This is a genomic window from Mycobacterium sp. NGS59 (genome assembly GCF_059812345.1).
Genome location: NZ_JCALCN010000011.1, coordinates 148,189 through 169,929, shown reverse-complemented (window position 1 = coordinate 169,929; position 21,741 = coordinate 148,189). Strand labels below are relative to the sequence as shown.

Annotated in this window: 20 protein-coding genes, 1 pseudogene and 1 riboswitch; of the genes and pseudogenes, 13 read left to right on the top strand and 8 right to left on the bottom strand. The window is 68.2% G+C overall.

What is annotated here, in order from left to right:
• Window positions 1-5: 5 nt before the first annotated feature.
• The gene (locus tag AC5Y46_RS14910) at window positions 6-2,585 is read right to left on the bottom strand and encodes a serine/threonine-protein kinase PknD (protein ID WP_499941656.1); all 2,580 of its coding nucleotides are present in this window, start codon (window positions 2,583-2,585) and stop codon (window positions 6-8) included.
• Between the two features lie 73 nt (window positions 2,586-2,658).
• Here AC5Y46_RS14910 and AC5Y46_RS14905 point away from each other — a divergent pair, with 73 nt between their 5' ends.
• Window positions 2,659-3,519 carry an SCO6745 family protein gene (locus AC5Y46_RS14905; RefSeq protein ID WP_499941655.1) on the top strand — a complete coding sequence of 287 codons (861 nt, stop codon included), beginning with the start codon at window positions 2,659-2,661 and terminating at the stop codon, window positions 3,517-3,519.
• On the opposite strand, the gene AC5Y46_RS14900 is transcribed toward AC5Y46_RS14905, so the two are convergent.
• Entirely contained in the window at window positions 3,431-3,976 is a 546-nt protein-coding gene (locus AC5Y46_RS14900) for a condensation domain-containing protein (protein WP_499941653.1), read from the bottom strand. The two genes, AC5Y46_RS14905 and AC5Y46_RS14900, sit on opposite strands and share 89 nt — an antisense overlap.
• A gap of 79 nt (window positions 3,977-4,055) precedes the next feature.
• On the opposite strand from AC5Y46_RS14900, the pseudogene AC5Y46_RS14895 reads away from it, so the two are divergent.
• A pseudogene (locus tag AC5Y46_RS14895) lies at window positions 4,056-4,673 on the top strand (carboxymuconolactone decarboxylase family protein); the annotation flags it as partial.
• A 9-nt stretch (window positions 4,674-4,682) separates the two neighbouring features.
• Window positions 4,683-6,041 carry a PE family protein gene (locus tag AC5Y46_RS14890; RefSeq protein ID WP_499941651.1) on the top strand — a complete coding sequence of 453 codons (1,359 nt, stop codon included), beginning with the start codon at window positions 4,683-4,685 and terminating at the stop codon, window positions 6,039-6,041.
• 10 nt (window positions 6,042-6,051) lie between these two features.
• Here the strand turns inward: AC5Y46_RS14890 and AC5Y46_RS14885 are convergent, their stop codons facing one another.
• Together AC5Y46_RS14885 and AC5Y46_RS14880 are read right to left on the bottom strand one after the other, a co-directional pair.
• On the bottom strand, window positions 6,052-6,954 hold the full coding sequence (locus tag AC5Y46_RS14885) for a sigma-70 family RNA polymerase sigma factor (RefSeq protein WP_499941650.1): 903 nt from the start codon (window positions 6,952-6,954) through the stop codon (window positions 6,052-6,054).
• 18 nt (window positions 6,955-6,972) lie between these two features.
• Window positions 6,973-8,277, bottom strand: a complete 1,305-nt coding sequence (locus AC5Y46_RS14880; protein WP_499941648.1) for a serine/threonine-protein kinase — start codon at window positions 8,275-8,277, stop codon at window positions 6,973-6,975.
• Between the two features lie 71 nt (window positions 8,278-8,348).
• Here AC5Y46_RS14880 and AC5Y46_RS14875 point away from each other — a divergent pair, with 71 nt between their 5' ends.
• Window positions 8,349-9,674 carry an aspartate aminotransferase family protein gene (locus tag AC5Y46_RS14875; protein ID WP_499941646.1) on the top strand — a complete coding sequence of 442 codons (1,326 nt, stop codon included), beginning with the start codon at window positions 8,349-8,351 and terminating at the stop codon, window positions 9,672-9,674.
• An 84-nt stretch (window positions 9,675-9,758) separates the two neighbouring features.
• Here the strand turns inward: AC5Y46_RS14875 and AC5Y46_RS14870 are convergent, their stop codons facing one another.
• Complete coding sequence (locus AC5Y46_RS14870; protein WP_499941644.1) at window positions 9,759-12,002, bottom strand: VIT domain-containing protein; 2,244 nt, start codon at window positions 12,000-12,002, stop codon at window positions 9,759-9,761.
• Complete coding sequence (locus AC5Y46_RS14865) at window positions 11,999-12,553, bottom strand: MerR family transcriptional regulator (RefSeq protein ID WP_499941892.1); 555 nt, start codon at window positions 12,551-12,553, stop codon at window positions 11,999-12,001. The genes AC5Y46_RS14870 and AC5Y46_RS14865 overlap by 4 nt, the downstream gene beginning before the upstream one ends.
• A gap of 151 nt (window positions 12,554-12,704) precedes the next feature.
• Here AC5Y46_RS14865 and AC5Y46_RS14860 point away from each other — a divergent pair, with 151 nt between their 5' ends.
• The 6 genes from AC5Y46_RS14860 (at window position 12,705) to AC5Y46_RS14835 (ending at window position 17,768) form a co-directional block, all read left to right on the top strand.
• Window positions 12,705-13,328: a hypothetical protein gene (locus AC5Y46_RS14860; RefSeq protein WP_499941642.1), complete on the top strand. Its 624-nt coding sequence runs from the start codon at window positions 12,705-12,707 to the stop codon at window positions 13,326-13,328.
• A 74-nt stretch (window positions 13,329-13,402) separates the two neighbouring features.
• On the top strand, window positions 13,403-14,638 hold the full coding sequence (dacB1, locus tag AC5Y46_RS14855; protein ID WP_499941640.1) for a D-alanyl-D-alanine carboxypeptidase DacB1: 1,236 nt from the start codon (window positions 13,403-13,405) through the stop codon (window positions 14,636-14,638).
• A gap of 10 nt (window positions 14,639-14,648) precedes the next feature.
• Window positions 14,649-14,972, top strand: a complete 324-nt coding sequence (locus AC5Y46_RS14850) for a hypothetical protein (RefSeq protein ID WP_499941639.1) — start codon at window positions 14,649-14,651, stop codon at window positions 14,970-14,972.
• A complete protein-coding gene (locus AC5Y46_RS14845) occupies window positions 14,969-16,336 on the top strand; it encodes a sugar porter family MFS transporter (RefSeq protein WP_499941891.1) in 1,368 nt (455 codons plus the stop codon). Before AC5Y46_RS14850 ends, AC5Y46_RS14845 begins: the two co-directional genes overlap by 4 nt.
• Window positions 16,336-17,454 carry an N-acetylglucosamine-6-phosphate deacetylase gene (nagA, locus tag AC5Y46_RS14840; protein ID WP_499941889.1) on the top strand — a complete coding sequence of 373 codons (1,119 nt, stop codon included), beginning with the start codon at window positions 16,336-16,338 and terminating at the stop codon, window positions 17,452-17,454. Before AC5Y46_RS14845 ends, nagA begins: the two co-directional genes overlap by 1 nt.
• On the top strand, window positions 17,454-17,768 hold the full coding sequence (locus AC5Y46_RS14835) for a DMT family transporter (RefSeq protein ID WP_499941637.1): 315 nt from the start codon (window positions 17,454-17,456) through the stop codon (window positions 17,766-17,768). The genes nagA and AC5Y46_RS14835 overlap by 1 nt, the downstream gene beginning before the upstream one ends.
• Here the strand turns inward: AC5Y46_RS14835 and yhjD are convergent.
• Both yhjD and trpS read right to left on the bottom strand, forming a co-directional pair.
• Window positions 17,765-18,805 (bottom strand): inner membrane protein YhjD, encoded by a 1,041-nt coding sequence (yhjD, locus tag AC5Y46_RS14830; RefSeq protein ID WP_499941635.1) that lies wholly within the window; start codon window positions 18,803-18,805, stop codon window positions 17,765-17,767. The two genes, AC5Y46_RS14835 and yhjD, sit on opposite strands and share 4 nt — an antisense overlap.
• A gap of 7 nt (window positions 18,806-18,812) precedes the next feature.
• Window positions 18,813-19,832, bottom strand: coding sequence for a tryptophan--tRNA ligase (trpS, locus tag AC5Y46_RS14825; protein WP_499941633.1), 1,020 nt, complete (start codon window positions 19,830-19,832; stop codon window positions 18,813-18,815).
• 121 nt (window positions 19,833-19,953) lie between these two features.
• On the opposite strand from trpS, the gene AC5Y46_RS14820 reads away from it, so the two are divergent.
• The 3 genes from AC5Y46_RS14820 (at window position 19,954) to ephH (ending at window position 21,546) form a co-directional block, all read left to right on the top strand.
• Window positions 19,954-20,184, top strand: a complete 231-nt coding sequence (locus AC5Y46_RS14820) for a FitA-like ribbon-helix-helix domain-containing protein (protein ID WP_499941631.1) — start codon at window positions 19,954-19,956, stop codon at window positions 20,182-20,184.
• A 10-nt stretch (window positions 20,185-20,194) separates the two neighbouring features.
• The gene (locus AC5Y46_RS14815) at window positions 20,195-20,599 is read left to right on the top strand and encodes a type II toxin-antitoxin system VapC family toxin (RefSeq protein ID WP_499941629.1); all 405 of its coding nucleotides are present in this window, start codon (window positions 20,195-20,197) and stop codon (window positions 20,597-20,599) included.
• 149 nt (window positions 20,600-20,748) lie between these two features.
• A complete protein-coding gene (gene ephH, locus AC5Y46_RS14810; RefSeq protein ID WP_499941888.1) occupies window positions 20,749-21,546 on the top strand; it encodes an epoxide hydrolase EphH in 798 nt (265 codons plus the stop codon).
• 59 nt (window positions 21,547-21,605) lie between these two features.
• Window positions 21,606-21,725, top strand: a riboswitch (SAM riboswitch).
• The last annotated feature ends 16 nt before the right edge of the window (window positions 21,726-21,741 follow it).

Below are 21,741 nucleotides of genomic sequence, written 5' to 3'. Positions count from 1 at the left end.
TCGGCCTACGAAGGGGGCAGCTTGAGCACCCGGTTGTTGCCGGCGTCGACGACGTAGACGTTCCCGGCCGCGTCGACGGCGACACCCTGGGGATTGCGAAGCCCCTTGAACGGCAACGTGATCATGGTGTTCGACGCCTTGAGCAGCTTCAGCACGCTGTTGTGCCGGGTGTCGGTCACGTACAAGTCGTTGTCGGCGTCGACGGCGATGTACTCCGGACGACCGACCGCGTAGGCCAGGACCGTCGCCACCGTCGCCGTCGCGGGAAATTTGATGACCCGCTCGTTGTCCCGATCGACGACGAAGAGAGTGCCGTTGCCGTCCATCGTCACCGCCGAGGGATGATTCAGGCCGGTGAAGGGCAACTCCGTCTGCTCGGCCGAGCGGGGGTTCCACGCCAGCACCCTGTTGCGCCGAGCGTCGACGACGTACACCACGTGCTCTTTCCCGTCGGTGGAAATCGCCACGCCCGTCGGTTCCACGAGTCCGGTGAAGGGCAGGACGGTCTGGTCGGTCGATCCCGCGGTCAACTGCAGCACGCGGGGGTTCACCAACTCGCTGACCACGACGGCACCTTGGTCATCCGCGGTGATATCGGCGGGTTGGTCCAGACCGGAGAACGGCGCGACGGTCTGTTCTGTCGAGCCCGCGGCGAGCTGCAGAACGCGGTTGTGGCCGGTATCGGTGACGTAGACGGTGCCCTTGGCGTCGATGGCGATCCCCAGCGGCCGCTCCAGGCCATTGAACGGCAGCACGGTCTGCGTCAGCGGATCCGCGGCACGAAAAGGGTTGTCGATCAACAGGATTGCGGCAACCGCGACGACGACGAGGGTGGCCACGGCCGCGGCGACGGCGACGGCACGGCGACGATTGCGTCGTGGGGCGGGCGCCAGCACCGTCTCGTCCAGTAGGGGTTCACCGGAGCTGACCGGCGTCGCGGGTCCGGTGTCGGTGAGGGCCTTGCGGGCGGCAACTGCCAGCTCGTTGGCCGTCTGGTAGCGGGCGTCCGGGTCCTTGGCCATGCCGCGCGCGATCACCTCGTCGAACCCGGCGGGGATGGCGGGGGCGAAATTGCTCGGTCTCGGCGGGTCGTTGGACAGGTGCGCGACGACGAGCTGCTCGAGACTGTCGCCGGCAAAAGGCAATTGCGCCGTCAGGCACTCGTAGAGGACGCAGGCCAGCGAGTACACGTCGGCGCGGGCATCGGCGATCGACCCCGCGGCGAAGCGCTCCGGAGCCATGTAGGCAGGAGTTCCCGGCGCAATGTTGGTGACCGTCAGGCGAGCGGCAGAGGCTTCGTGGACGAGTCCGAAGTCGATCAGATACACGAACTCTTCGCCGACCATCAACAAGTTCGACGGTTTGACGTCGCGGTGTACCAACCCCGCTTTGTGCGCCGCTTCCAAGGCGGACGCGACCTGTTCGATCACCCGCACCGCTCGTTCGGGGTCCATCGCCCCGTCCCGCGACAACACGGTGTGCACGTCGACACCGTCGATGATCGGCATCACCAGATACAGCCGGCCGTCGATTTCGCCGGCCTCGTAGATCGGGATGATGTTGGGACTGGCCAATCGGCCGGCGGTGTAGGCCTCCCGGCGGAAGCGCTCCTGATAGCCGGGTTCGACGGCCAGTCCCGGCTGCAGCAGCTTGACGGCGACATCCCGGTTCAGTTCGGTGTCGCGGGCCCGGTACACCGCGCCCATGCCGCCCGCGCCGAGGACTTCGAGTAGTCGATAGCGGCCGAACTCGCGTTCATCTGCCGAGACCGCCGCGGCACCTCCCGCGGGTGTGAGTGCTTCCCTTGCGGCACAAGCGAACTCGTGTGCGCTCTGGTAGCGGTCGGCGGGGTTCTTGGCCATGCCGCGCGCAATGATCTCGTCGAATCCGATCGGGATCGCCGGGTCGGCATCGGAGGGCCGAGGTGGCTTGCCGTCGGAATGCGCGGCGGCATACTGCTCGAAGCTGTCGCCCCGCACCGCCTGCTGTCCGGTCAGACACTCGTAGAGCACGCAAGCCAGGGCGTAAATGTCACCCGGGGCACTAGTGGCGGCATCGGGGCCCAGGCGCTCCGGGGCCAGGTACGGCCAGCTATCGGTCGCCGCGTCCAGGCCGATCGCGCCCGCTCCGAAGTCGATCAGATACACGAATTCCCCGCCGACGACGTACAAGTTCGACGGCTTCACATCGCCGTGCACCAGACCCGACCGGTGTGCGGATTCCAGTGCCGCGGCAGCCTGCTCGATGGTGCGCACCGCCGCCGCCGGACTCATCGCCCCGTCGCTCCGGAGCAGACTCCGCGCATCGACGCCGTCCAGAATCGGCACCACCAGATAGAGTTGCCCGTCGATCTCGCCGGCCTCGTAGACCGGGATGACGTTCGGGTTGTTCAGCTGGGCCGCGATGGACACCTCTGACCGGAACTGCTCCTGATAGGCGGGGTCGTCGGCAGACTCCTCGGGGAGCACCTTGATGGCCACATCGCGCGTCATCATCGTGTCCCGAGCCCGGTACACGGTCCCGGTGCCAGCCCGGCGGAGCACCTCGAGCAATCGGTAACGCCCGAACGCCTTCCCGTCCGCCACCAGCGCAGCCTCCTCCGCGTGCGTGGATGGATGCTATCAACGCCGGGGCCGCCAGCTCTGCGAAACTGCAGGCATGCAACGCACCCCCGAGCTGGCCCGGCAGTTCTACGACCGTTTCGAGCCGATCCACGCGGTCACCTACTTCGCGCCGGAAGCCCGCGAAGCGCTGGACGGCCTCGGTTACCGCGGCTTCTGGATGGGTTACTTTGCGGCCCGGTCGGCGCCGCTGGGCCCGGTCGCCCCGCATGTCGTGACCGCAGTGTTCTACAACTTCGCGCACGCACGGGTGGCCAAAGCCCTGCCGGCCGCCTGGCAGCTGGCCGGTCCCGAAGCCGCGTTGCGCGCCCGCCAGGACTCGGCCGTCGCAGCCCTGCGCCGGTCCGGTCTGGACGACGACGAAAACGTCCGCACCGCAGCACAATTGGCTCTTCGCGCGGCGCAGACCACCCCGGTGGATGCCCGGCCGCTGTTCGCGGCCAATGTGGCGCTGCCGGTGCCGTCGGATCCGGTGGCCGCGCTATGGCATGCGGCGACGTTGCTGCGTGAGCACCGCGGCGACGGGCACGTGGCGGTGCTGGCCGCCGCCGGCATCTCCGGGCGGGAATCCAACGTCTTGCACACCGCGGCCGGACCCGTGCCGGCCGAGTACATGAAGCAGACACGCCACTACGACGACGACGAATGGCGCGCCTGCGAGGCCAGCCTGGCCGCCCGGGGCCTGCTCGACGAGGACGGTTCGTTGACGACGGCCGGACGTCAGTTCAAGGACCAGATCGAAACCGTCACCGACACACTGGCTTTGCACGCGTTCGACGGTCTGGCCGACGACGAGCTGCAGGCGCTGTTCACAGCATTGACGCCACTAGCGCGAGCGGTGATTGGGGGCGGCGATCTGCCCGCCACCACGCCCATGAGCGTCCGGCGCGACTTTTAGTCCGGTAGGTGACGTCGGGTGCCAGGCCGGCGCCGTCGTACGCCGTCACCAGGGCGTCGACCACGCTGCGCCAGAGTGCGTCGTCCACGCACAGCCGGCTGGCAGTGAGCACCAGGCGCTCGCGGTCACCGGGGATCAGCGACACCGCGAACAGCCGGCCGGTGCGCTTGTCGTAGCCGGCGCGTTGCCGGGCGATGACCTGGGCCACGGTGGTGTCCGGCGGTTCGACCGCCCAGCTCCAGCCGCCACCCGGGCGGGCCAGCCAGCTCTCGTCCATCGGCTCGAAGACGGCGCCCAGCGTCGGGTTGGCGTCGAAGACCGCGTCCACGGCGGCTCGGATGCCGGACTGGTCCAAGCGGGTCTCGGAGATCAGCACCTCGGTGTGCGCCAGCTCTTCCAGATCGCTGAGCAAGGAGGCTTCGACGATGTCCCAGTAAGACGATGTGCTTTGTTCCACCGGGCAAGGCTCCGCTGCCGCACTTAAAGGATCCTTGGCGGATTCTTGGAATATCCCGTCACACTCCGCCGGCCTGCTTCGTCTGATCGGTATGACATCGAAAACCCGCATCGAGCCCCTGTCCCCCCACCGCGCCGGCCTGCTGGTCCGCACCATGTACCGGGTCGCCAAGCGGCGCTTCGGCGAGGTTCCCGAGCCGTTCACCGTCGCCGCACATCACCCGCGGCTGCTGGTCGCCAACGCCGTGCACGAGACGCTGCTGCAGAGCGCGTCGCGCACGCTGCCGACCAGCGTGCGGGAGTTGGCGGTGTTCTGGACCGCGCGCACCATCGGCTGCTCGTGGTGTGTGGACTTCGGGTCCATGCTGCAGCGGCTGGACGGTCTGGACGTCGAGCGGCTCCGCGACATCGACAACTATGCGACGTCACCGGCGTTCAGCGACGACGAACGTGCCGGGATCGCCTTCGCCGACGCCATGACCACCGACCCGCATTCGGTGACCGACGACCAGGTCGAGGACCTGCGTGCCCGCTTCGGTGACGCAGGGGTGATCGAGCTGACCTACCAGGTCGGTATCGAGAACATGCGCGCCCGCATGTACTCGGCGCTCGGCATCACCGAACAGGGCTTCAGCTCGGGCGACGCGTGCCGGGTGCCGTGGGCCGATTCGGGTACCAAGTCGGGTTCGGCTGGCTAGCATGCGGTGATGCCGTCGTACCTGATCGCAGCGCCGCAGGCGGTGGCCGCGGCATCTGGAGAACTGGCCGGGATCGGGGAGCTGCTGGCCGAAGCCGCCGCCGCGGCAGCGCCGCCGACGACGGGGATCCTGGCGGCGGCGGGCGACGAGGTGTCGGCAGCCATCGCACGGCTTTTCGGCGGCTTCGGCCAGGAGTTCCAGGCGCTGAGTGTGCAGACGACGCACCTGCAAGCCCAGTTTGCGCGGTCGTTGAGCGAGGCGGCGGCCGCATACGCGAGCGCCGAGGCGGCGAGTGCCCAAAGTCTCTTCGCGCCGCTGCAGCAGATGTTCGTCCGCGACGCCGCGACGGTCGGTGCGGTGCTGAACTTCGCCACCAACGCGGTCGGCCTGGGCAACCCGTTCCCCACGACGGTGTCGCTGGCGGGGACCGGCGGGGTGTCCGGGGTCCGGGTCGGGTTCTCGTTCCTGCGCCTGCCCGTGACGGGTTCATTCCTCGGCATTCCCTACGGTTACGAGTTCCCGGCACCCGCGTTGTGGTACTTCCCGACGCTGGCCGACGGCGTGGTCGCCGCGCAGGGCACCACCTATCTGCAGCACGGCTTCGCCGCGATCGGCTGGTTCTATCAGCCGTTGGCTTTGGAGCTGGCGTCGCAGACCAACAGTGTCGTGGTCACCCCCACCATCCCGTCGGTGCCGTTGCCTTTCGGCCTGTGGCTGAGCAGTCCGGAGATGCAGCAGGGGGTGGGTTCGCTGTTTTTGGGCGGCCAGCCCGCACTGAACGCCGCCGCGCATCATGCGGGTTACGCCGGCACCCTGCCCCAGGACTTCGTGCTGACCGGGCACTCGGCGGGCGGCGGTCTGGCCACGATGGCGGCCAATAGTTACCTGACCAGTCTGGGCGCGGGCACCAACCATTTGCAGGGGGTGGTGATGTTCGACGGGGTCGCCAGCAACGCCGCCGCGTTCGGCGCCGCGGTCAACACCCTGCAGGCGGCCGGTGTGCCGCTGTATGCGGTGGTCGCGCCGCCCCAACCGTGGAATGCGTTCGGCGCCACCACAAGTCAGCTGGTCAGCCTCACGCCGCCGAACCAGTTCACCGGGGTCGAGATCGTCGGCGGCTCGCACGTCGACGCGATGCTCGGCGGCAACCCGCTTATCGACTTCGCCGCCCAGCTACTCACCGGGTTCTCCCCGCCTGGGGCCACCGCGGCCGTGCACACCCTCTCCACCGGCTGGATCAACGACATGTACGCCGGATTCGGTCCGCTCAACCCGCTGTACGGCATCTACGGACCCAACGGCCCCTACCAGCCGCCCGGCGGGCAGCAGATCACGCTGGGCCCCGCCACGGGGATTGTCCTGCAGTAGCCCCGAGCCGTTACCGCGACGCCCGCATCGGCGACCCGGTGAACTTGTCGGGATTCGCGACATCCCAGAGCGCGACGACCTTGCCGTCGCGCACCGTCATCGCGGTGATCCGCGGCGCCATCTCGCGCCGCCCGTCGGCAGCCGGGAAACCCGTTGTGTAGGAACCGAGTTCGCCGTTGACCAGGACAAGGTGATTGGCGGTGTAGAACGAGTCGCCGTACCGGTTGGCCAGCCCGAGCATGAACCGGACGACCTTGTCGGCGCCGCGGATGGTTCGAATTGCCGTGGACGCCTTGCCATTCGAGTCCCCGGTCAAGGTGACGTCGGGGTGCAGCAGCGACACGACGGTGTCCAGGTCGCCGGCGGCCATCGCCGCCATCAGTCGACCGACCACTTCGGCGTGCGCGGGATCCGGCTGCGGCGGCGGTGCGGCGGCGACAGCCTTGCGGGCCCGGGACGCCAACTGCCGCGCGGCGGCCTCATTGATGCCCAGCACGTCGGCCACCTCGCCGAACGGCACCGAGAACCCGTCGTGCAGGACGAACGCCACCCGCTGATCGGGGCTGAGCCGTTCCAGCACCACCATCGCCGCGAAGCGCGCATCCTCGGCGGACACCACGGCCGACAGCGGATCGGCCGAATCGAATCCGGTGACCACCGGCTCGGGCAGCCAGGTGCCGGTGTAGGTCTCGCGCCGGTGCGTGGCCGAGCGCAACCTGTCCAGGCCCAGCCGGCTCACCACGGTGGTGAGCCAGGCCTGCAGATTGTTGATCCGGCCGTCCTGGGCGCTCCAGCGCAGCCACGCGTCCTGCACAATGTCCTCCGCGTCGGCCACCGTTCCGGTGAGCCGGTAGGCCACCGACATCAGATGCGGTCGCAGCGCTTCGAAGTCGTCGACCTGCGTCGAGGTCATCGTCCGAGCCTATCGCCGCTAGCCGCCGCGGTTGCGCCGCTGCCGTCGTATCCGGCGGACCACATCCAACAGCACGGCGATCGTGCCTGCCCACCACAACACCACGACCAGGACGAGGTCGGTGCCGCCGTCGTGCACGGCATAGGCGGTGAAGAAGCAGAGGAAGAACAAGGACACCGCGCCCAGCAGGATCTCGAGTGAGAGGATCTCGCGGGCCACCGACGCTGGGATCGGCGCGCTGGGAGCCGCGGGGCGGCGGACCGGCTCGCGGAGTTGCGGGGGACTCGTCGCCGGCGGGGGTCGCTGCTGGGTGACCCGGTCCGGCGGGGGTGCCGGCCGGTGCTGCGGGACCGGCGGGGGTGCCGGCCGGTGCTGCGGGACGGGCGGCGGTCGCCACGCCTGCTGCGGACGGGGGGCGGGCGGCGGTTGGACGGGCGGGACCGGCAGCGCCGGGCGGGGTATCGGATCGGTGCTGGCTTCGCTTGCGGCGCGGGCGAATTCGACCGTGCTGGCGTAGCGCTGAGCGGGGTCCTTAGCCAACCCTTTGGCGGTCACCCGGTCGAAACTGGACGGCACGCTCGGATTGACGGACGACGGCTTCGGCGGCGGGGTGGAGACGTGCCCGAAGTACTGCCGTTCCAGGCTTTCCCCCGGATAGAGCCGCTGACCGGTCAGGCATTCATACAGCACACAGGCCAGCGCATACACGTCCACGCGCGCGTCGGCTTCATTGCCGCTGAACCGCTCCGGCGCCATGTAGTGCCACGAGCCGATGAAGGCGTTGGTGCCGGTCAGGCCGACCTCGCCGGTGGCGCGCGCGATCCCGAAGTCGATCAGGTATGCGAAGTCGTCCTCGGCGATCAAGATGTTCGACGGTTTGACGTCGCGGTGCACCAAGCCGATCTTGTGCGCGGCCTGCAGCGCCCGCGCCACCTGTTCGACGATCCGCACGGCGCGCCCGGGGTCGAGCGGCCCGTCCGCCAGGACGGTTTCCAGATCACGCCCCTCGACCAGGCGCATGTCCACATACAGCCGGCCGTCGATTTCGCCGTGGTTGTGGATCGGGATGACGTGCGGGCTGTTGAGGCTCGCGGCGGCGAGGGCTTCGCGGCGGAAGCGCTCCTGGAACTTCGCGTCGTGGGACAGGTCCTCGGGCAGCACCTTCACCGCGACCCGGCGCTCGGTCGCGGTGTCGAAGGCGCGCCACACCTCGCCCATGCCGCCGCGGCCCAGCAACTCGATCAGCCGATAGCGGCCGAACGCTGTGCCGTCTTCCGCCGACGCATCCCCCGCGACCGCCATATCGCGTGATTGATCGCTCATAGAATTGCCAGTATCGGCCACTGTGGGCGGATCGGGAATCCCCAACCCGCGCGGTCTAGGCTCGAATCACGATGTCGAATAACCTCTGGCTCCATTTCGCCCAGCACGGCAACGGAATAGCGCCGCCGGTCATCACCCGCGGCGAGGGTGTCACCATCTACGACGACCGCGGCAAGAGCTACCTCGACGCGCTGTCCGGTCTGTTCGTGGTCCAGGTCGGCTACGGCCGTACCGAACTGGCCGAGGCCGCCGCCCGGCAAGCCGAGAAACTCGCGTTCTTCCCGCTTTGGGGCAACACCACCCCGCCGGCGATCGAACTCGCCGAGCGGCTCGCCGGCTATGCGCCCGGCGACCTGAACCGGGTGTTCTTCACCAACGGCGGCACCGAGGCCGTCGAAACCGCCTGGAAGGCCGCCAAACAATACTTCAAGCTCACCGGCAAACCCAACAAGTACAAGGTCATCTCGCGCGCCATCGCCTACCACGGCACCACCCAGGGCGCGTTGTCGATCACCGGTCTGCCCAAGTACAAGGAAGCCTTCGAGCCGTTGGCGCCGGGCGGGTTCCGGGTGCCCAACACCAACTTCTACCGCGCGTCGGAACCGTTCGACACCGACGTCAAGGCGTTCGGCCGGTGGGCGGCCGACCGGATCGCCGAGGCGATCGAGTTCGAAGGACCCGACACCGTCGCCGCGGTCTTCCTGGAACCGGTGCAGAACGCCGGCGGCTCCTACCCGCCGCCGCCCGGTTATTTCGAGCGGGTCCGCGAGATCTGCGACGAGTACGACGTGCTGCTGGTCTCCGACGAGGTGATCTGCGCGTTCGGGCGGATCGGGTCGATGTTCGCCTGTGATGACTTCGGCTACGTGCCGGACATGATCACCTGCGCCAAGGGCATGACGTCGGGCTATTCGGCGCTGGGCGCAATGATCGCCAGCGACAAGGTGTTCGAGCCGTTCAACGACGGCAAGACGACCTTCCGGCACGGCTACACCTTCGGCGGCCATCCGGTCTCGGCGGCCGTCGCGCTGGCCAACCTCGACATCTTCGAGCGCGAGGGTCTCAACGACCATGTCAAGCAGCAGTCCCCCGCGCTGCGCGCCACCCTGGAGAAGCTTTATGACCTGCCGATCGTCGGGGACGTGCGCGGCGAAGGCTTCTTCTTCGGCGTCGAGTTGGTCAAGGACCAGGCGACCAAAGAGAGGTTCAGCGACGAGGAACGCACCAAGCTGCTCGGGCGGGTCGGGTCGGCGCTGTTCGAGGCCGGGTTGTACTGCCGCACCGACGAACGCGGCGACTCGGTGATCCAGTTGGCGCCGCCGCTGATCAGCGGTCAGGCCGAGTTCGACGCCATCGAGTCCATCCTGCGCGGCGTGCTCAGCGAGATCGAGATCTGACGCGCCCCGCCCCGGCCGTCGAGCGCGCCCAAATGTACGCGAAACGTCGGCACAGGCCGGCATTTTGAGCGCGCTCGGCAACCGTCAGCGCCAGAAGCGCCGCTTGCTCGGCGGACCCATCGCCCGCCGCACCGCCTCGACCATCACCATCAGCTGCCGGCCCTGCGGCCCGGTCGGCTGCGCCAGGAACCGCTGCAGCGCGTCGCACAGATCCTCCAGCGCCGCACGCAATTCGGGATCGGCGGCGGCGTCGCGATGCCGCTCCAGCTCGGCCAGCACCACGTCCAGGCCCGAGCGGCGCACCTGGGCACCCTTCTCCACCTGCTTGAGCAGCTTGTCCAGCGCTCGCGGCGGCGCGAGCCTTTCTTGCGCGGACATAGCGCCCTCCGGCGCGCCGCCGGGTGCCGCCCCGGTGTACAACGCGGGTGCGGGCATCGCGCTGAGTGCGACCGGCGCGAAACCCATGGTGCGCGCCCACCCCGACGGCTCCTCGACCGGCTGGATGACCTCGGTCAGCGGCGCGGCGTCGGTGCGTTCCGGGTCGACAGCCACGAAGGCGGTGAACCGTGAGAGCACGCCGAACCGGATGGAGTGCGCCACCAACCTCGCGGCCAGCTCGTCGTCACCGGCATCCGACGCGTACTCGTCTTCCAGGTCGCGTACCACCGAGCGGGCCCAAATAGTCTGCACCGCAACGGCTTCCGGCACCACCCGCGCTGGCAGCACCTGGACGAACGGCCCGTCGCCGGCGTCGGCGTCGACGCGCATCGCGGCGCGGGACAGCGGGCCCCGGTACCGCCCGGATATCACGCACGGCACGCCGGCGAAAGCATCGGGCGCCCGGCCCGGTGTGACGGTATCATCGAGAAGCTGCACACCTTCGGCGCTCACCCGCACGTCGGTCAGCGCCGGACGACCTATGGTGCGGGCCAGCCGTGTCATCACCTCGTCCAGTCGCTCCTCGGATTCCACCAGCTCCGAGCGGCCGTTGCCCAACCGCGCGACCCGGTCCAGGAAGCCGGCGTTGACGGCGCGGTCGATGCCCACGCAGTAGATGCGGGTCTCCCCGACCGCCGGCGCCAACGTGCGCAGCAGATGGTCCTCGCCGCTGATCTGGCCGTCGGTCACCAGGACCACGCTGGCCTGCCGGTCCGCTCCGGACGCGGCCAGGATGTGCGCCGCCTGCAACAGCGGTTCGTCCATTACCGTCCCGCCGCGGCTTTCCAGCGAGCCCAGCCATGACGCCGCGGCGAACCGGTTGCGGTCGGTCGCAGCCACCAGACCTTCCGGCAGCTGCGCGGGTGTTTCAACCTGGTTGTCGAAAGCCAGGACGCAGAACCGGTCGCCGGTGTCGAGCATGTCCACGATCCGGCCCGCCGCGCGCCGTGCTGCGACCATCTTCCAACCGCCCATCGAACCCGAGCGGTCCAGCAGCACCACCACGTCCCGCGGCGCACTGGACGCCTCGGCGGGTGGCACCAACGTCACCGACCAGGTGCCTTCGTCCCCGTCGGCGTCCGGGACCAGCAGTGCCGACGACGACAACTGGTTGCGGTCGAGCTTGAACCGCAGCACGAAGTCCCGGTCGGCCCGCGCGCCCGGCTCCACCCGTAACCGGATCAATCCGTCGCTCTCCGCGACGGCGGTCGGCAGGCTCGACCGCAACTCCGACACCGCCAGGCCTGCGCCGTCGACGCGCACCGAGATCTGCAGGTCCGGACGCTCTTCCGAGTCCAGCAGGCGCGGCGGTGTGACCCGGGACGCGTCGGGCACCAGATCGGTGTCGACGGCCTCGCCCGATCCGGTCTGATCCCCGGGCAAGGCGCTGCCCTTGGTGTAGCGCGGCGCGACCACCAGCGGGAACCGGAACGTGGCCTCGCCGTCCTCGAACGACAGCGGACCCGTCAGCCGCATCTCGATCGCGGCTTCCTCCCCCGGGCCGATGTTGCCGACCCGCACCGAGAAAACCTCCGGGCGGTCTTCCTCCACGATCGCCGCCCGCTGCCCGGTTGCCAGCGCCTGCTCGTAGTCGACGCGGGCCTCGCCGCGCTCCTTGAGCACGCCGATCACCCGCCGCCCGGCCAGGTCGGCCACGAAGTCGGTGACTCCGGCCCGCGCCGGCAGCGGGAACACATAGGTGGCCTCGATGACGGTGTCACCGGCGTTGACGAACCGCTGCCGAACGGTCGAGGTGGCCGTCATGCCGACGATCGCGGTGTCGACGTCGATGGCCCGCAGCGGCAGCGAACGGCCGTCCGGGCCGGTCAACTCGCCGCAGCCCAACCGGGTTGGCTGGTCGGCCTCGACAGGGAGTAGGGGCAGAGTCATTGCGGTTCCTTTCCGGTGTTGTCGAGCAGGCCCAGCAGCGGCGCGGCAGCGCGGCGCAGCGAGTCGATCGGCGGTAGCGGTCCCTCGACCAGCAACGTGACAGTGTCGGACAGCCGGACAGCTTGCAGGTTGGTGACGGCCGCAGCGGCCGGCGGCTCGGGGACAGCGCGCCAGAACGCGCCCGCGGCGCGGGCGGGCTGGGGCACGGGATCCGGATCGCCCAGGTCGGCTGGCATCGCTTCCTCGGGAATGGCGGCCAGTGCCTCGACCTCGGCGGGCGACATGTCGGCCAGGCGCTCGGCGATCTCGTCCAGCGACAGGCCCTGACCCTGCAACCGCTTGATGGCGACCAGTCTGATCAGGTGCGTTCGTCCGTAAGTGAGGGCGCGTCCGCGGTTTCCCGGACGAGGCAGCAGGCCCCGCGCGGTGTAGTAGCGCACCATGCGCTGAGCCGGGACGGCCTTGGCTTGCCGGTTTTCCGGCGCGGCGCCGGAGGCCTGCACGGCGTTGGCGGCCGCGTCGGCGAATTCGGGCAAGGTCAGCAGAACCATCACTACCGACAGTGTCATATAGATACTGACACTGTCAAATAGCCGGGTACGCGCTACCCGCGTTTGCGTGCGCTACCCGGAGCCGCGAGTTTAGGGTCGACAGATGAATTGGATGACGGTGATAGCAAATGCTCTCGTCCCTCTCGCGTCCGTGATTTCGAGCGCCACCGTCGCGATCTGGACCAAGCGCATCGACGCCAGGAACAAGGCGGCAGACCGCCGGCACGAACGTGTGCTCGACTTCGAGAAACGGGCGGCCGATGACAAGAAGGCCGTGCTCAAGTCGCTGATCTCGGCGATCATGTACGTCAAACGCGCGGCCCAATACGAGGGACGCGGGACCGCCGAGGAGGTCGCCAGCCAGCGGCGCGCCGAGGCCATCCGGGAGCTGTATGACTTCCGGATGCGGTTGGGTCTGGACGACGGAGTGGCCGAACTGATGGTCTACGCCGCGCCGCCGGTGCGCGAGCTGGTGAGTCTGCTACTCGACGAGTGGGACCGTCAGTTCCGCGAACACGGCTACTCACTGACCCAGCTGGATGCCTGCAAGCGACAGTTGGCCCAATCCACGGCCTGTCCCGCGCCCGCGGAGGACGCGACCGTGTACTACGAGGGCGAACTGAAATGGTCCGAGCTCAGGAAGCAGGAGACGGTGTTCCTCGACATGTTGGGCAGGGATTCCGATCTCGACCTCGGCGACCTGGTGGACCTGTGCGACCGCATCCTGGCGGCCGCGCACAAAGACCTACGCGGGGGCTACGGGTTCGACTTCTGACCGGGCAGGTGCGGGGAAACCGACACCGCGCGGCGACCTGCGATCGGGGCGCCGATCGCCTACGCTGCTCACCAATGCCCTTCCTACGGACCTCGATACGCGCAGCATCGAGCCTGGCCGCGGCGGCTTTCCTGCTCGCCGGGTCCGGCGCGCTGGCGAATGCCGAGCCCAGCGCCGAGGTGAACCCCGGTGCGCCGAACTGCCCGTACAAGATCAACACCCCACCCGCGGTCGACTCCTCGGAGGTGCCGCGGGCCGGTGATCCCCCGCTGCCGCTCGCGCTTCCCGCCACCCCGATCGGCGGCAATGCCCTGGGAAGTTGCGGCATCGTCGCCGCCCCGGACACCCCGCCGGTACCGGGCGACGTCTCCGCCGAGGCCTGGCTGGTCGCCGACATCGACAGCGGCGCGGTCATCGCCGCCAAGGATCCGCACGGCCGCCACCGCCCGGCCAGCATCATCAAGGTGCTGGTCGCGATGGCGTCCATCAACGCGTTCAACCAGAACAAGACGGTCGCCGGAACCGACGAAGACGCGGCCGCCGAGGGCACCAAGGTGGGCGTCGACAACGGCGGCACCTACACCATCAACCAGCTGCTGCACGGCCTGCTGATGCACTCGGGCAACGACGCCGCGCACGCGCTGGCCATGCAGCTCGGCGGCATGCAGGCCGCGCTGGACAAGCTCAATGTGCTGGCGGCCAAGCTGGGCGGGCACGACACCCGCGTCGCCACGCCGTCGGGGCTGGACGGGCCGGGCATGAGCACCTCGGCCTACGACATGGGCCTGTTTTACCGGTACGCCTACCGCAATCCGATCTTCGCCGACATCGTCGCCACCCGGACCTTCGACTTCCCCGGCCACGGCGACCATCCCGGCTACGAACTGGAGAACGACAACCAGCTGCTCTACCACTATCCGGGCGCGATGGGCGGCAAGACCGGCTACACCGACGACGCCGGCCAGACGTTCGTCGGCGCGGCCAACCGCAACGGACGACGGCTGATGGCGATTCTGCTGCACGGCACCCGGCAGCCGATCGCGCCGTGGGAACAGGCCGCGCACCTGCTCGATTACGGGTTCAGCACGCCGGCGGGCACCCAGGTGGGGTCGTTGGTCGAACCCGACCCGTCGCTTGCCACCCCCACCAACAATCCGGCCAGCCGGGCCCCCGACAACAACCAGGCCGACGGGCTGATGTCGCCGGCCGACGCGTTGCCGATCCGGGTCGGCGTGGCGTTCATCGGCGCCGTCGTCGTGTTCGGGTTGATCCTGATCGCACGGTCGATGAACAGCCGGACGCAGCACTAGACTCTGCGTGATGACTGCCCTGTACGAGGATCCCGGCCTCACGCTGGACGAGGACGGAATCACCATCAATCGCTACTACTTTCCGTTCGCTACGGCCAAGCGGATCGGGTATGGCGACATCCAGGGCATCAAGGCCCAAGCGATGAGCTGGGCATCGGGCAAGGGCCGGATCTGGGGCGCGTCAGACCCGCGCTACTGGTTCCCCCTCGACATCCACCGGAACCGCAAGTCCACCCTGCTGATCCTCGACGTCGGCCGCCGGGTGCGCTCCTGCGTCACCCCCGAGGACCCGGCCAAGGTCATCGAGATCCTCAAAGCAAAGGTCAAGGGCTGAGCGCTCGACGGCGGGCGTTGCTGGTCGGGCTCACCGCCGCCAGCATCGGAGTCATCTACGGCTACGACCTGTCCAGCATCGCCGGCGTCCTGTTGTTCCTGCCCACGGAATTCGGCCTCACCACCGGGCAGCAGGGACTGGTCACCACCATGGTGGTGATCGGCCAGATAGCCGGGGCGCTGGGCGGCGGCGTGCTGGCCGACGCGTTCGGCCGCAAGAAGTCGATGGTGGCGATCCTCATCGGGTACGCGCTGTTCGCGCTGCTGGGGGCGACGGCGGGTTCGCTGCCGACGCTGTTGGTGGCGCGGTTCCTGCTGGGGGTCACTATCGGGGTGTCGCTCGTGGTCGTGCCGGTGTACGTGGCCGAGTCGGCGCCCGCCGCGGTGCGCGGCAGATTGTTGATCGCCTACCAGTTCGCCACCCTCACCGGCATCATCCTGGGTTATCTGCTCGGGTACCTGCTGGCCGAGACCACCCAGAGCTGGCGTTGGATGCTGGGTCTGGCCACCGTGCCCCCGGTGCTGCTGCTGCCGTTGCTGCTGCGCATGCCCGACACCGCGCGGTGGTATCTGCGCAAGGGCCGCGTCGACGAAGCTCGCAGCGCGCTCGCGCGGATCGAACCTGACGACGCCGTCGAGACCGAACTGGCGCAGATCGCGGGCGCCGTCCAGGAGGGCCGGGGCACCATCGGCGAGATGCTGCGCCGGCCGTATCTGCGGGCCACGCTGTTCGTCGTCACGCTCGGTTTCCTGGTGCAGATCACCGGGATCAACGCGATCGTCTACTACAGCCCGAAACTGTTCCAGGCCATGGGATTCACCGACTATTTCGGGCAACTGGCACTGCCGGCGATGGTGCAGGTCGCGGGATTGGCGGCGGTATGCGTGTCGCTGTCCCTCGTCGACCGGCTGGGCCGACGACCAATCCTGTTGTCCGGGATCGCGATGATGATCGTCGCCGACGCGGTGCTGGTCGTCGTCTACGCCAGGGACATCGGGCATGGCGGTGGCCTCGCACCGATATTCGGCTTCTTCGGGATACTGTTGTTCACCATCGGGTTCAACTTCGGGTTCGGCTCGCTGGTCTGGGTGTTCGCCGGCGAGAGTTTCCCGTCTCACCTGCGATCGATGGGGTCCAGCGTGATGCTGACCTCGAACCTGACCGCCAATGCGCTGATCGCCGGCTATTCCCTGACCATCTTTGAAACGCTGGGCGGTGCAACCGTCTTCGCGATCTTCGGGCTGTTCGCGGTGCTCGCGTTCGGCGTGGTGCACCGGTTCGCGCCGGAGACCAAAGGCCGTGACCTGGAGGACATCCGGTACTTCTGGGAGAACGGCGGACGCTGGCCCGCCGAGTCGTCATGATGATCCGCGCCGGGACCGTCGTCGTCGACGGCCAGGTGTGCCGACCGGGCTGGGTGCAGACGGACGGCGCCGCGATCGTCGCCTGCGGCGCGGGTGACCCGCCCTCGGCGCCCGACGTCGACCTGCCGAATTCGGTTGTGGTACCGGGCTTTGTCGACATGCACGTGCACGGCGGCGGTGGGGCGTCCTTCACCGACGGCGCCCACCGGGTGGTGGAGTTTCACCGCCGGCACGGGACCACCACCACCGTGGCCAGTCTGGTCACCCTGCCACCCGCGCAGTTGCTCACTGCGGTAAGCGGACTCGCCGAACTGACGCGCTCGGGCGTCGTCGCCGGCATCCATCTGGAGGGCCCGTGGCTGAGTGTTGCCCGTTGCGGCGCCCACGACCACACCCTGATCCGCCCGCCGGATCCCGCCGAGATAGAGGCGGTTCTCGACGCGGCCGACGGCACCATCCGGATGGTCACGCTGGCTCCCGAACTGCCCGGCGCCGAGCACGCCATCCGGCGTTTTGTCGACGCGAATGTCGTTGTAGCCGTGGGGCATACCGACGCCACCTACGAACAGACGCGGCGTGCTGTCGCGCTGGGCGCCACCATCGGCACCCACGTGTTCAACGCGATGCCGCCGCTGGATCACCGCGACCCCGGACCGGTGCTCGCCCTGCTGCAGGACAACCGGGTCACCGTCGAACTGATCGCCGACGGAGTGCATGTGCATCCCGACGTCGTCACGGCGGTGATGGCCACAGTCGGTCCCGAGCGGGTCGCCGTCATCACTGATGCGACCGCCGCGGCCGGCTGCGGCGACGGCGAATTCCGGCTGGGTTCGGTTCCCGTCGTCGTCGCCGCGGGCGTGGCGCGGGTGCGCGGCACCGACACCATCGCCGGCAGCACCGCCACCATGGATGAACTCTTCCGCGCGGTGCAGGCCGGCTCGGGATTGGCCGCCGCGGTGCAGACGACGTCGACAACCCCGGCGCGTGCGCTGCGCCTGGCCGGGGTAGGGGCCATCCGGGTGGGCCTCAGCGCGAATCTCGTTGTACTGGATCAGGAGTCGAGGGTGAGTGCGGTGATGGTCGACGGGTGCTGGCAGCCGACAAGCGGAGGTGCATGATGGCGTGGTTCGTGTTGACCGTGTCTGGAATTCTCGAGGCGGTGTGGGCGACCGCGCTGAACAAGTCCGAGGGCTTCACCCGACTCGGTCCGTCGCTCGTTTTCGGTGTGGCACTGCTGTTCTCGATGGCCGGGCTGGCGTTCGCGATGCGCAGCCTGCCTACCGGAACCAGCTACGCGGTGTGGGTCGGCATCGGGGCGGTACTCACTGTGGGCTACGCCATGGCGACGGGTGACGAATCGGCCTCCCCGGTCAAGCTGTTGTTGATCGCCGGGGTCGTCGGCTGCATCGTCGGGCTGAAGTTGACCGGCTAGCGGTCGCGACGCCGGCGCGTCAGCCGGGAAAGCGTCAGTGCTCCAACGGCTCCCGCGGCCATCGCGGCCGCGGTCTGGCGGCCGCTGAGGCCGTCGTTGACCTGGATGCGTGGGCTGATCACCGCCGGAGGTGGCGGCTCCACATGCGTTTCACGCTCGTCGTCGGAGGCGGTCGCGGCCCAGGCGGTGGCGAACAGCAGCAGCGACCAGGTGACGAACGCGAACACCATCAATCCCAGCACCGGACCAAACGTGGCGCCTGCCGGGCTGCGCACCACGGTCTGCAGGTAGATCGATCCCAGCTGCTTGAACAACTCGAATCCGACGGCTGCCATCAATCCGGCGCGCATCGAGGTGACGAAGCTGCCCGGCAACCGCGGCAGCCGGGCGATCATCCAGGTGAACAGCAGCCACGACACCAGCAGCGACACCAATACCGAGACGCCGCGGAAGATTTCGTCGAAAATCGAGAAGTCGGGTATGCGAAGCAATCTCAGCACCGCGTTCATAGGTCCGGACTGTCCCAGTGCGCTCAGCGCGATGGTGACCGTGATGACCAGGAACGTCCCGAGCATGGCGATCAGATCCGACAGCTTGGTGCGCACGTAGCCCGCCGGATCGACCGGCTGTAACCACATCTCGCTCAACGCTTCGCGCAGGTGCCACATCCAACCCAGACCGGCCCACACTGCAGTGAGCAAACCGATCACGCCCACCGAGGCGCGCGCGTCGATCGCGGAATTGATCAGATCGATCAGTTGCTGTCCCAGTTCGCCCGACACCGCGGACCGAATGTTGTAGTTGATCGTGGTCAGCAGCTGCGGTTGGCGCTTCAACGCATAGCCGGCCACCGCGAAAGCGACCATCAGCAAAGGAAATAACGCAAAGATCGTGTAATAGGTGAGGCCCGCCGCGAAGAAGGAGCCTTTCTGCTTGCTGAAGCGCTGATAAGCCTCGAGCACGTGGGGCAGCCAAGGAACCCTGGCTCGCAGCCGATCCAGCAAGCCCGGCTCGACCCGTTCGGCCTCCGCTGCCATGTCTGGATTATGCCCGTTGCGGAAGGAAACCCAACCGATCGTAGACGCGTTGCACGGTTTTGCCGGCGACGTCGTTGGCGCGCTGCGCCCCCGCCGCCAGCGTCGCTTCCAGTTCGCCCAGATCTTCCGTGAGTTCGTCGACCCGCGCCTTGATCGGGCTGACGTATTCGACGACGGCTTCGGCGGTGTCCTTCTTCAGGTCGCCGTAGCCGCGCCCGGCGTAGCCGTCGACGAGCGCGTCGATGCTCACGCCGGTGACTGCGGACTGGATGCTGAGCAGGTTGGACACGCCCGGCTTGGCCTGGACGTCGTAGCGGATCTCTCGTTCGCTGTCGGTCACCGCGGAACGAATCTTCTTGGCGGATCTGGCCGGGTCGTCGAGCAGGCTGATCAGGCCGGCGTCGGTGGACGCCGACTTGCTCATCTTCGACGTGGGGTCCTGCAGGTCGTAGATCTTGGCGGTGACCTTCGGGATGAGGACGTCGGGCACCACGAAGGTATCCGGGAAACGGCTGTTGAAGCGTTGCGCGACGTCGCGCGCCAGTTCCAGGTGCTGACGCTGGTCCTCCCCGACCGGCACCAGATCGGTGTCGTAGGCCAAGACGTCGGCGGCCTGCAGGACGGGGTAGGTGAACAGGCCGACGGTGGTGGACTCCGCACCCTGCTTGGCCGACTTGTCCTTGAACTGCGTCATCCGCGACGCCTGACCGAACCCGGTGAAACAGCCCAGAACCCAGGCCAACTGGCTGTGCGCGGGCACGTGACTCTGCACGAAGATGGTGGCCCGCGCGGGGTCGATGCCCAGCGCCAGATACTGCGCGGCGGTGATCAGCGTGCGGCGGCGCAGCGCGGCGGGGTCCTGCGGGATGGTGATCGCGTGCAGGTCCACCACGCAGAAGAACGCGTCGTGCTCGTCCTGCAACGCCACCCATTGCGCGACCGCGCCCAAAGCGTTGCCGAGGTGCAGCGAGTCGGAGGTGGGCTGGACGCCGGAGAAGATTCGGCGCGTTGCGGTAGGGGTGCTCATGATGCCGTCGATCTTTTCACGGGCATATTTCAGCAGCTGACGGTCAGGCGTCGACAACCCGCGCTGCCGGCCTCGGACTGCTGCGCATGTGCATGCCATGCGCATGTGATAGTTTGTGACCGTGGCCGTCGCAATTCAGATCAAAGATGTCCCCGAGGAAATCCGCGACGCGCTGGCGGCCCGCGCCGCGGCGCGCGGCCAGTCCACCCAGGCGTATCTGCGATCGCTGTTGGAACGGGAGTACCAGGCGGGGCGCAACCGGCAACTCTTGGAGGCATTGGTTGGTCATCGCAGCCTCACCATGACGGCCGAGGAAGTGGCGACCGTCATCCGCGCCGACCGCGACGGGTGAGCTTCCGCCGGTGATCGTGGTGGACGCAAGCGCGCTGGTGTTGGCGCTTACGAGCAGCAGCCCCAAAGGCGACGCGGCACGCGCAGTCCTGAACAGCGACGACGGTTGGCTCGCGCCGGCCCACATGCCGGGCGAGGTGCTACGCACCCTGCACAAGGCCGTATCGCGCAACCAATTGGAACCTGAAGACGCCGAGGCCGCCGCCGACGCCGTCGCCGCACTTGCCATCGAGTACGTGCTTCCGGATCCACTGCTACTGCGGACCGCCTGGGCCTGGCGGCATAACGTATCGATCTACGACGGCCTCTATATCGCCGTAGCCGCCGAACACTCCGCCGCCGTGGTCACCGTCGACAGCCGCCTGGCCAGCGCCACTGATCAGCTCGGCATATCGGTAGCGATCACTGTCCTCTAGGCCCACGCGCCGCCGCGCCCCCGACCGGGCCGCCTTGCGATACCCCCGGTACCGCATTTACTGTCGAATTCATGCCAAGCTTCCTCAAAGGTGCGTCCGAAGCAGAGGCCACCCGCGAGCCGATCCACCTGGGTTCGGGTGAGCCGGTGCTGCTGTTGCACCCGTTTTTGATGTCCCAGACCGTGTGGGAGGTCGTCGCCCGGCAGTTGGCCGACACCGGCCGCTACGAGGTTTTCGCCCCGACGATGGCCGGTCACAACGGGGGCCCGCGCGCGGGCACCTACTTCCTGTCTTCGCATGTCTTGGCCGATCACGTCGAGAAGCAGATGGACGAACTCGGCTGGGACACCGCGCACATCGTCGGCAATTCGCTGGGCGGCTGGGTCGCGTTCGAGTTGGAGCGCCGGGGTCGTGCCCGCAGCGTGATGGGCATCGCGCCGGCCGGCGGTTGGACCCGTTGGAGCCCAGCCAAATTCGAGGTGATCGCCAAATTCATCCTCGGTATTCCGCTGTTGCTCGTCGCTTGGCTCCTGGGGCCCAAGGCCTTGCACATTCCGTTCAGCCGCCAGCTGTCCACCTACGCCATCAGCGCGACTCCTGACGGGGTCAGCGAACGGGAGTTGAGCGTCATCATCGACGACGTCGCGCACTGCCCGGCCTATTTCCAGTTGCTGGTCAAGGCGCTGCTGATGCCCGGCCTCCAGGAACTGGCCGAGAACTCCGTCCCGGCGCATCTGGTGATCTGCACCAAGGACCGCATCGTGCCATCGCCGAGGTTCAGCAAGCACTTCCGCCACCACCTGCCTGACGACCATCAATTCACCAAACTCGAAGGCGTCGGCCATGTGCCGATGTTCGAGGCACCCGGCCGGGTCACCGAGGTCATCCTCGATTTCCTCGATGAGTGCGTGCAGGACACTCGCGCGGTCGAGCCCGGCGCGAGCTAACCGGCCACCGTCAGCGCGCAATTGGCAGCTGACACCCGCCATGCGATAGGCTGCGGGTCGGTCATGAGCGCCAGCGTCAAGCCCCGGCTCGCTGGCCGGCAACCCTCCAACCGCGGTGGGGTGCCCCGGGTGATGACCAGGTTGAGTAGCCACTACCGGCTACGCGGCAAGCGCGGGTCCGCCATGACGGGCCCC

Excerpts from the sequence above, each read along its gene's own strand:
- nagA (WP_499941889.1), top strand. The coding sequence starts at position 16,336 with ATGATCCGCGCCGGGACCGTCGTCGTCGACGGCCAGGTGTGCCGACCG.
- trpS (WP_499941633.1), bottom strand. The coding sequence starts at position 19,832 with ATGAGCACCCCTACCGCAACGCGCCGAATCTTCTCCGGCGTCCAGCCC.
- AC5Y46_RS14890 (WP_499941651.1), top strand. The coding sequence starts at position 4,683 with ATGCCGTCGTACCTGATCGCAGCGCCGCAGGCGGTGGCCGCGGCATCT.
- AC5Y46_RS14885 (WP_499941650.1), bottom strand. The coding sequence starts at position 6,954 with ATGACCTCGACGCAGGTCGACGACTTCGAAGCGCTGCGACCGCATCTG.
- AC5Y46_RS14835 (WP_499941637.1), top strand. The coding sequence starts at position 17,454 with ATGGCGTGGTTCGTGTTGACCGTGTCTGGAATTCTCGAGGCGGTGTGG.
- yhjD (WP_499941635.1), bottom strand. The coding sequence starts at position 18,805 with ATGGCAGCGGAGGCCGAACGGGTCGAGCCGGGCTTGCTGGATCGGCTG.
- AC5Y46_RS14905 (WP_499941655.1), top strand. The coding sequence starts at position 2,659 with ATGCAACGCACCCCCGAGCTGGCCCGGCAGTTCTACGACCGTTTCGAG.
- AC5Y46_RS14880 (WP_499941648.1), bottom strand. The coding sequence starts at position 8,277 with ATGAGCGATCAATCACGCGATATGGCGGTCGCGGGGGATGCGTCGGCG.
- AC5Y46_RS14875 (WP_499941646.1), top strand. The coding sequence starts at position 8,349 with ATGTCGAATAACCTCTGGCTCCATTTCGCCCAGCACGGCAACGGAATA.
- AC5Y46_RS14870 (WP_499941644.1), bottom strand. The coding sequence starts at position 12,002 with ATGACTCTGCCCCTACTCCCTGTCGAGGCCGACCAGCCAACCCGGTTG.
- AC5Y46_RS14865 (WP_499941892.1), bottom strand. The coding sequence starts at position 12,553 with ATGGTTCTGCTGACCTTGCCCGAATTCGCCGACGCGGCCGCCAACGCC.
- dacB1 (WP_499941640.1), top strand. The coding sequence starts at position 13,403 with ATGCCCTTCCTACGGACCTCGATACGCGCAGCATCGAGCCTGGCCGCG.
- AC5Y46_RS14850 (WP_499941639.1), top strand. The coding sequence starts at position 14,649 with ATGACTGCCCTGTACGAGGATCCCGGCCTCACGCTGGACGAGGACGGA.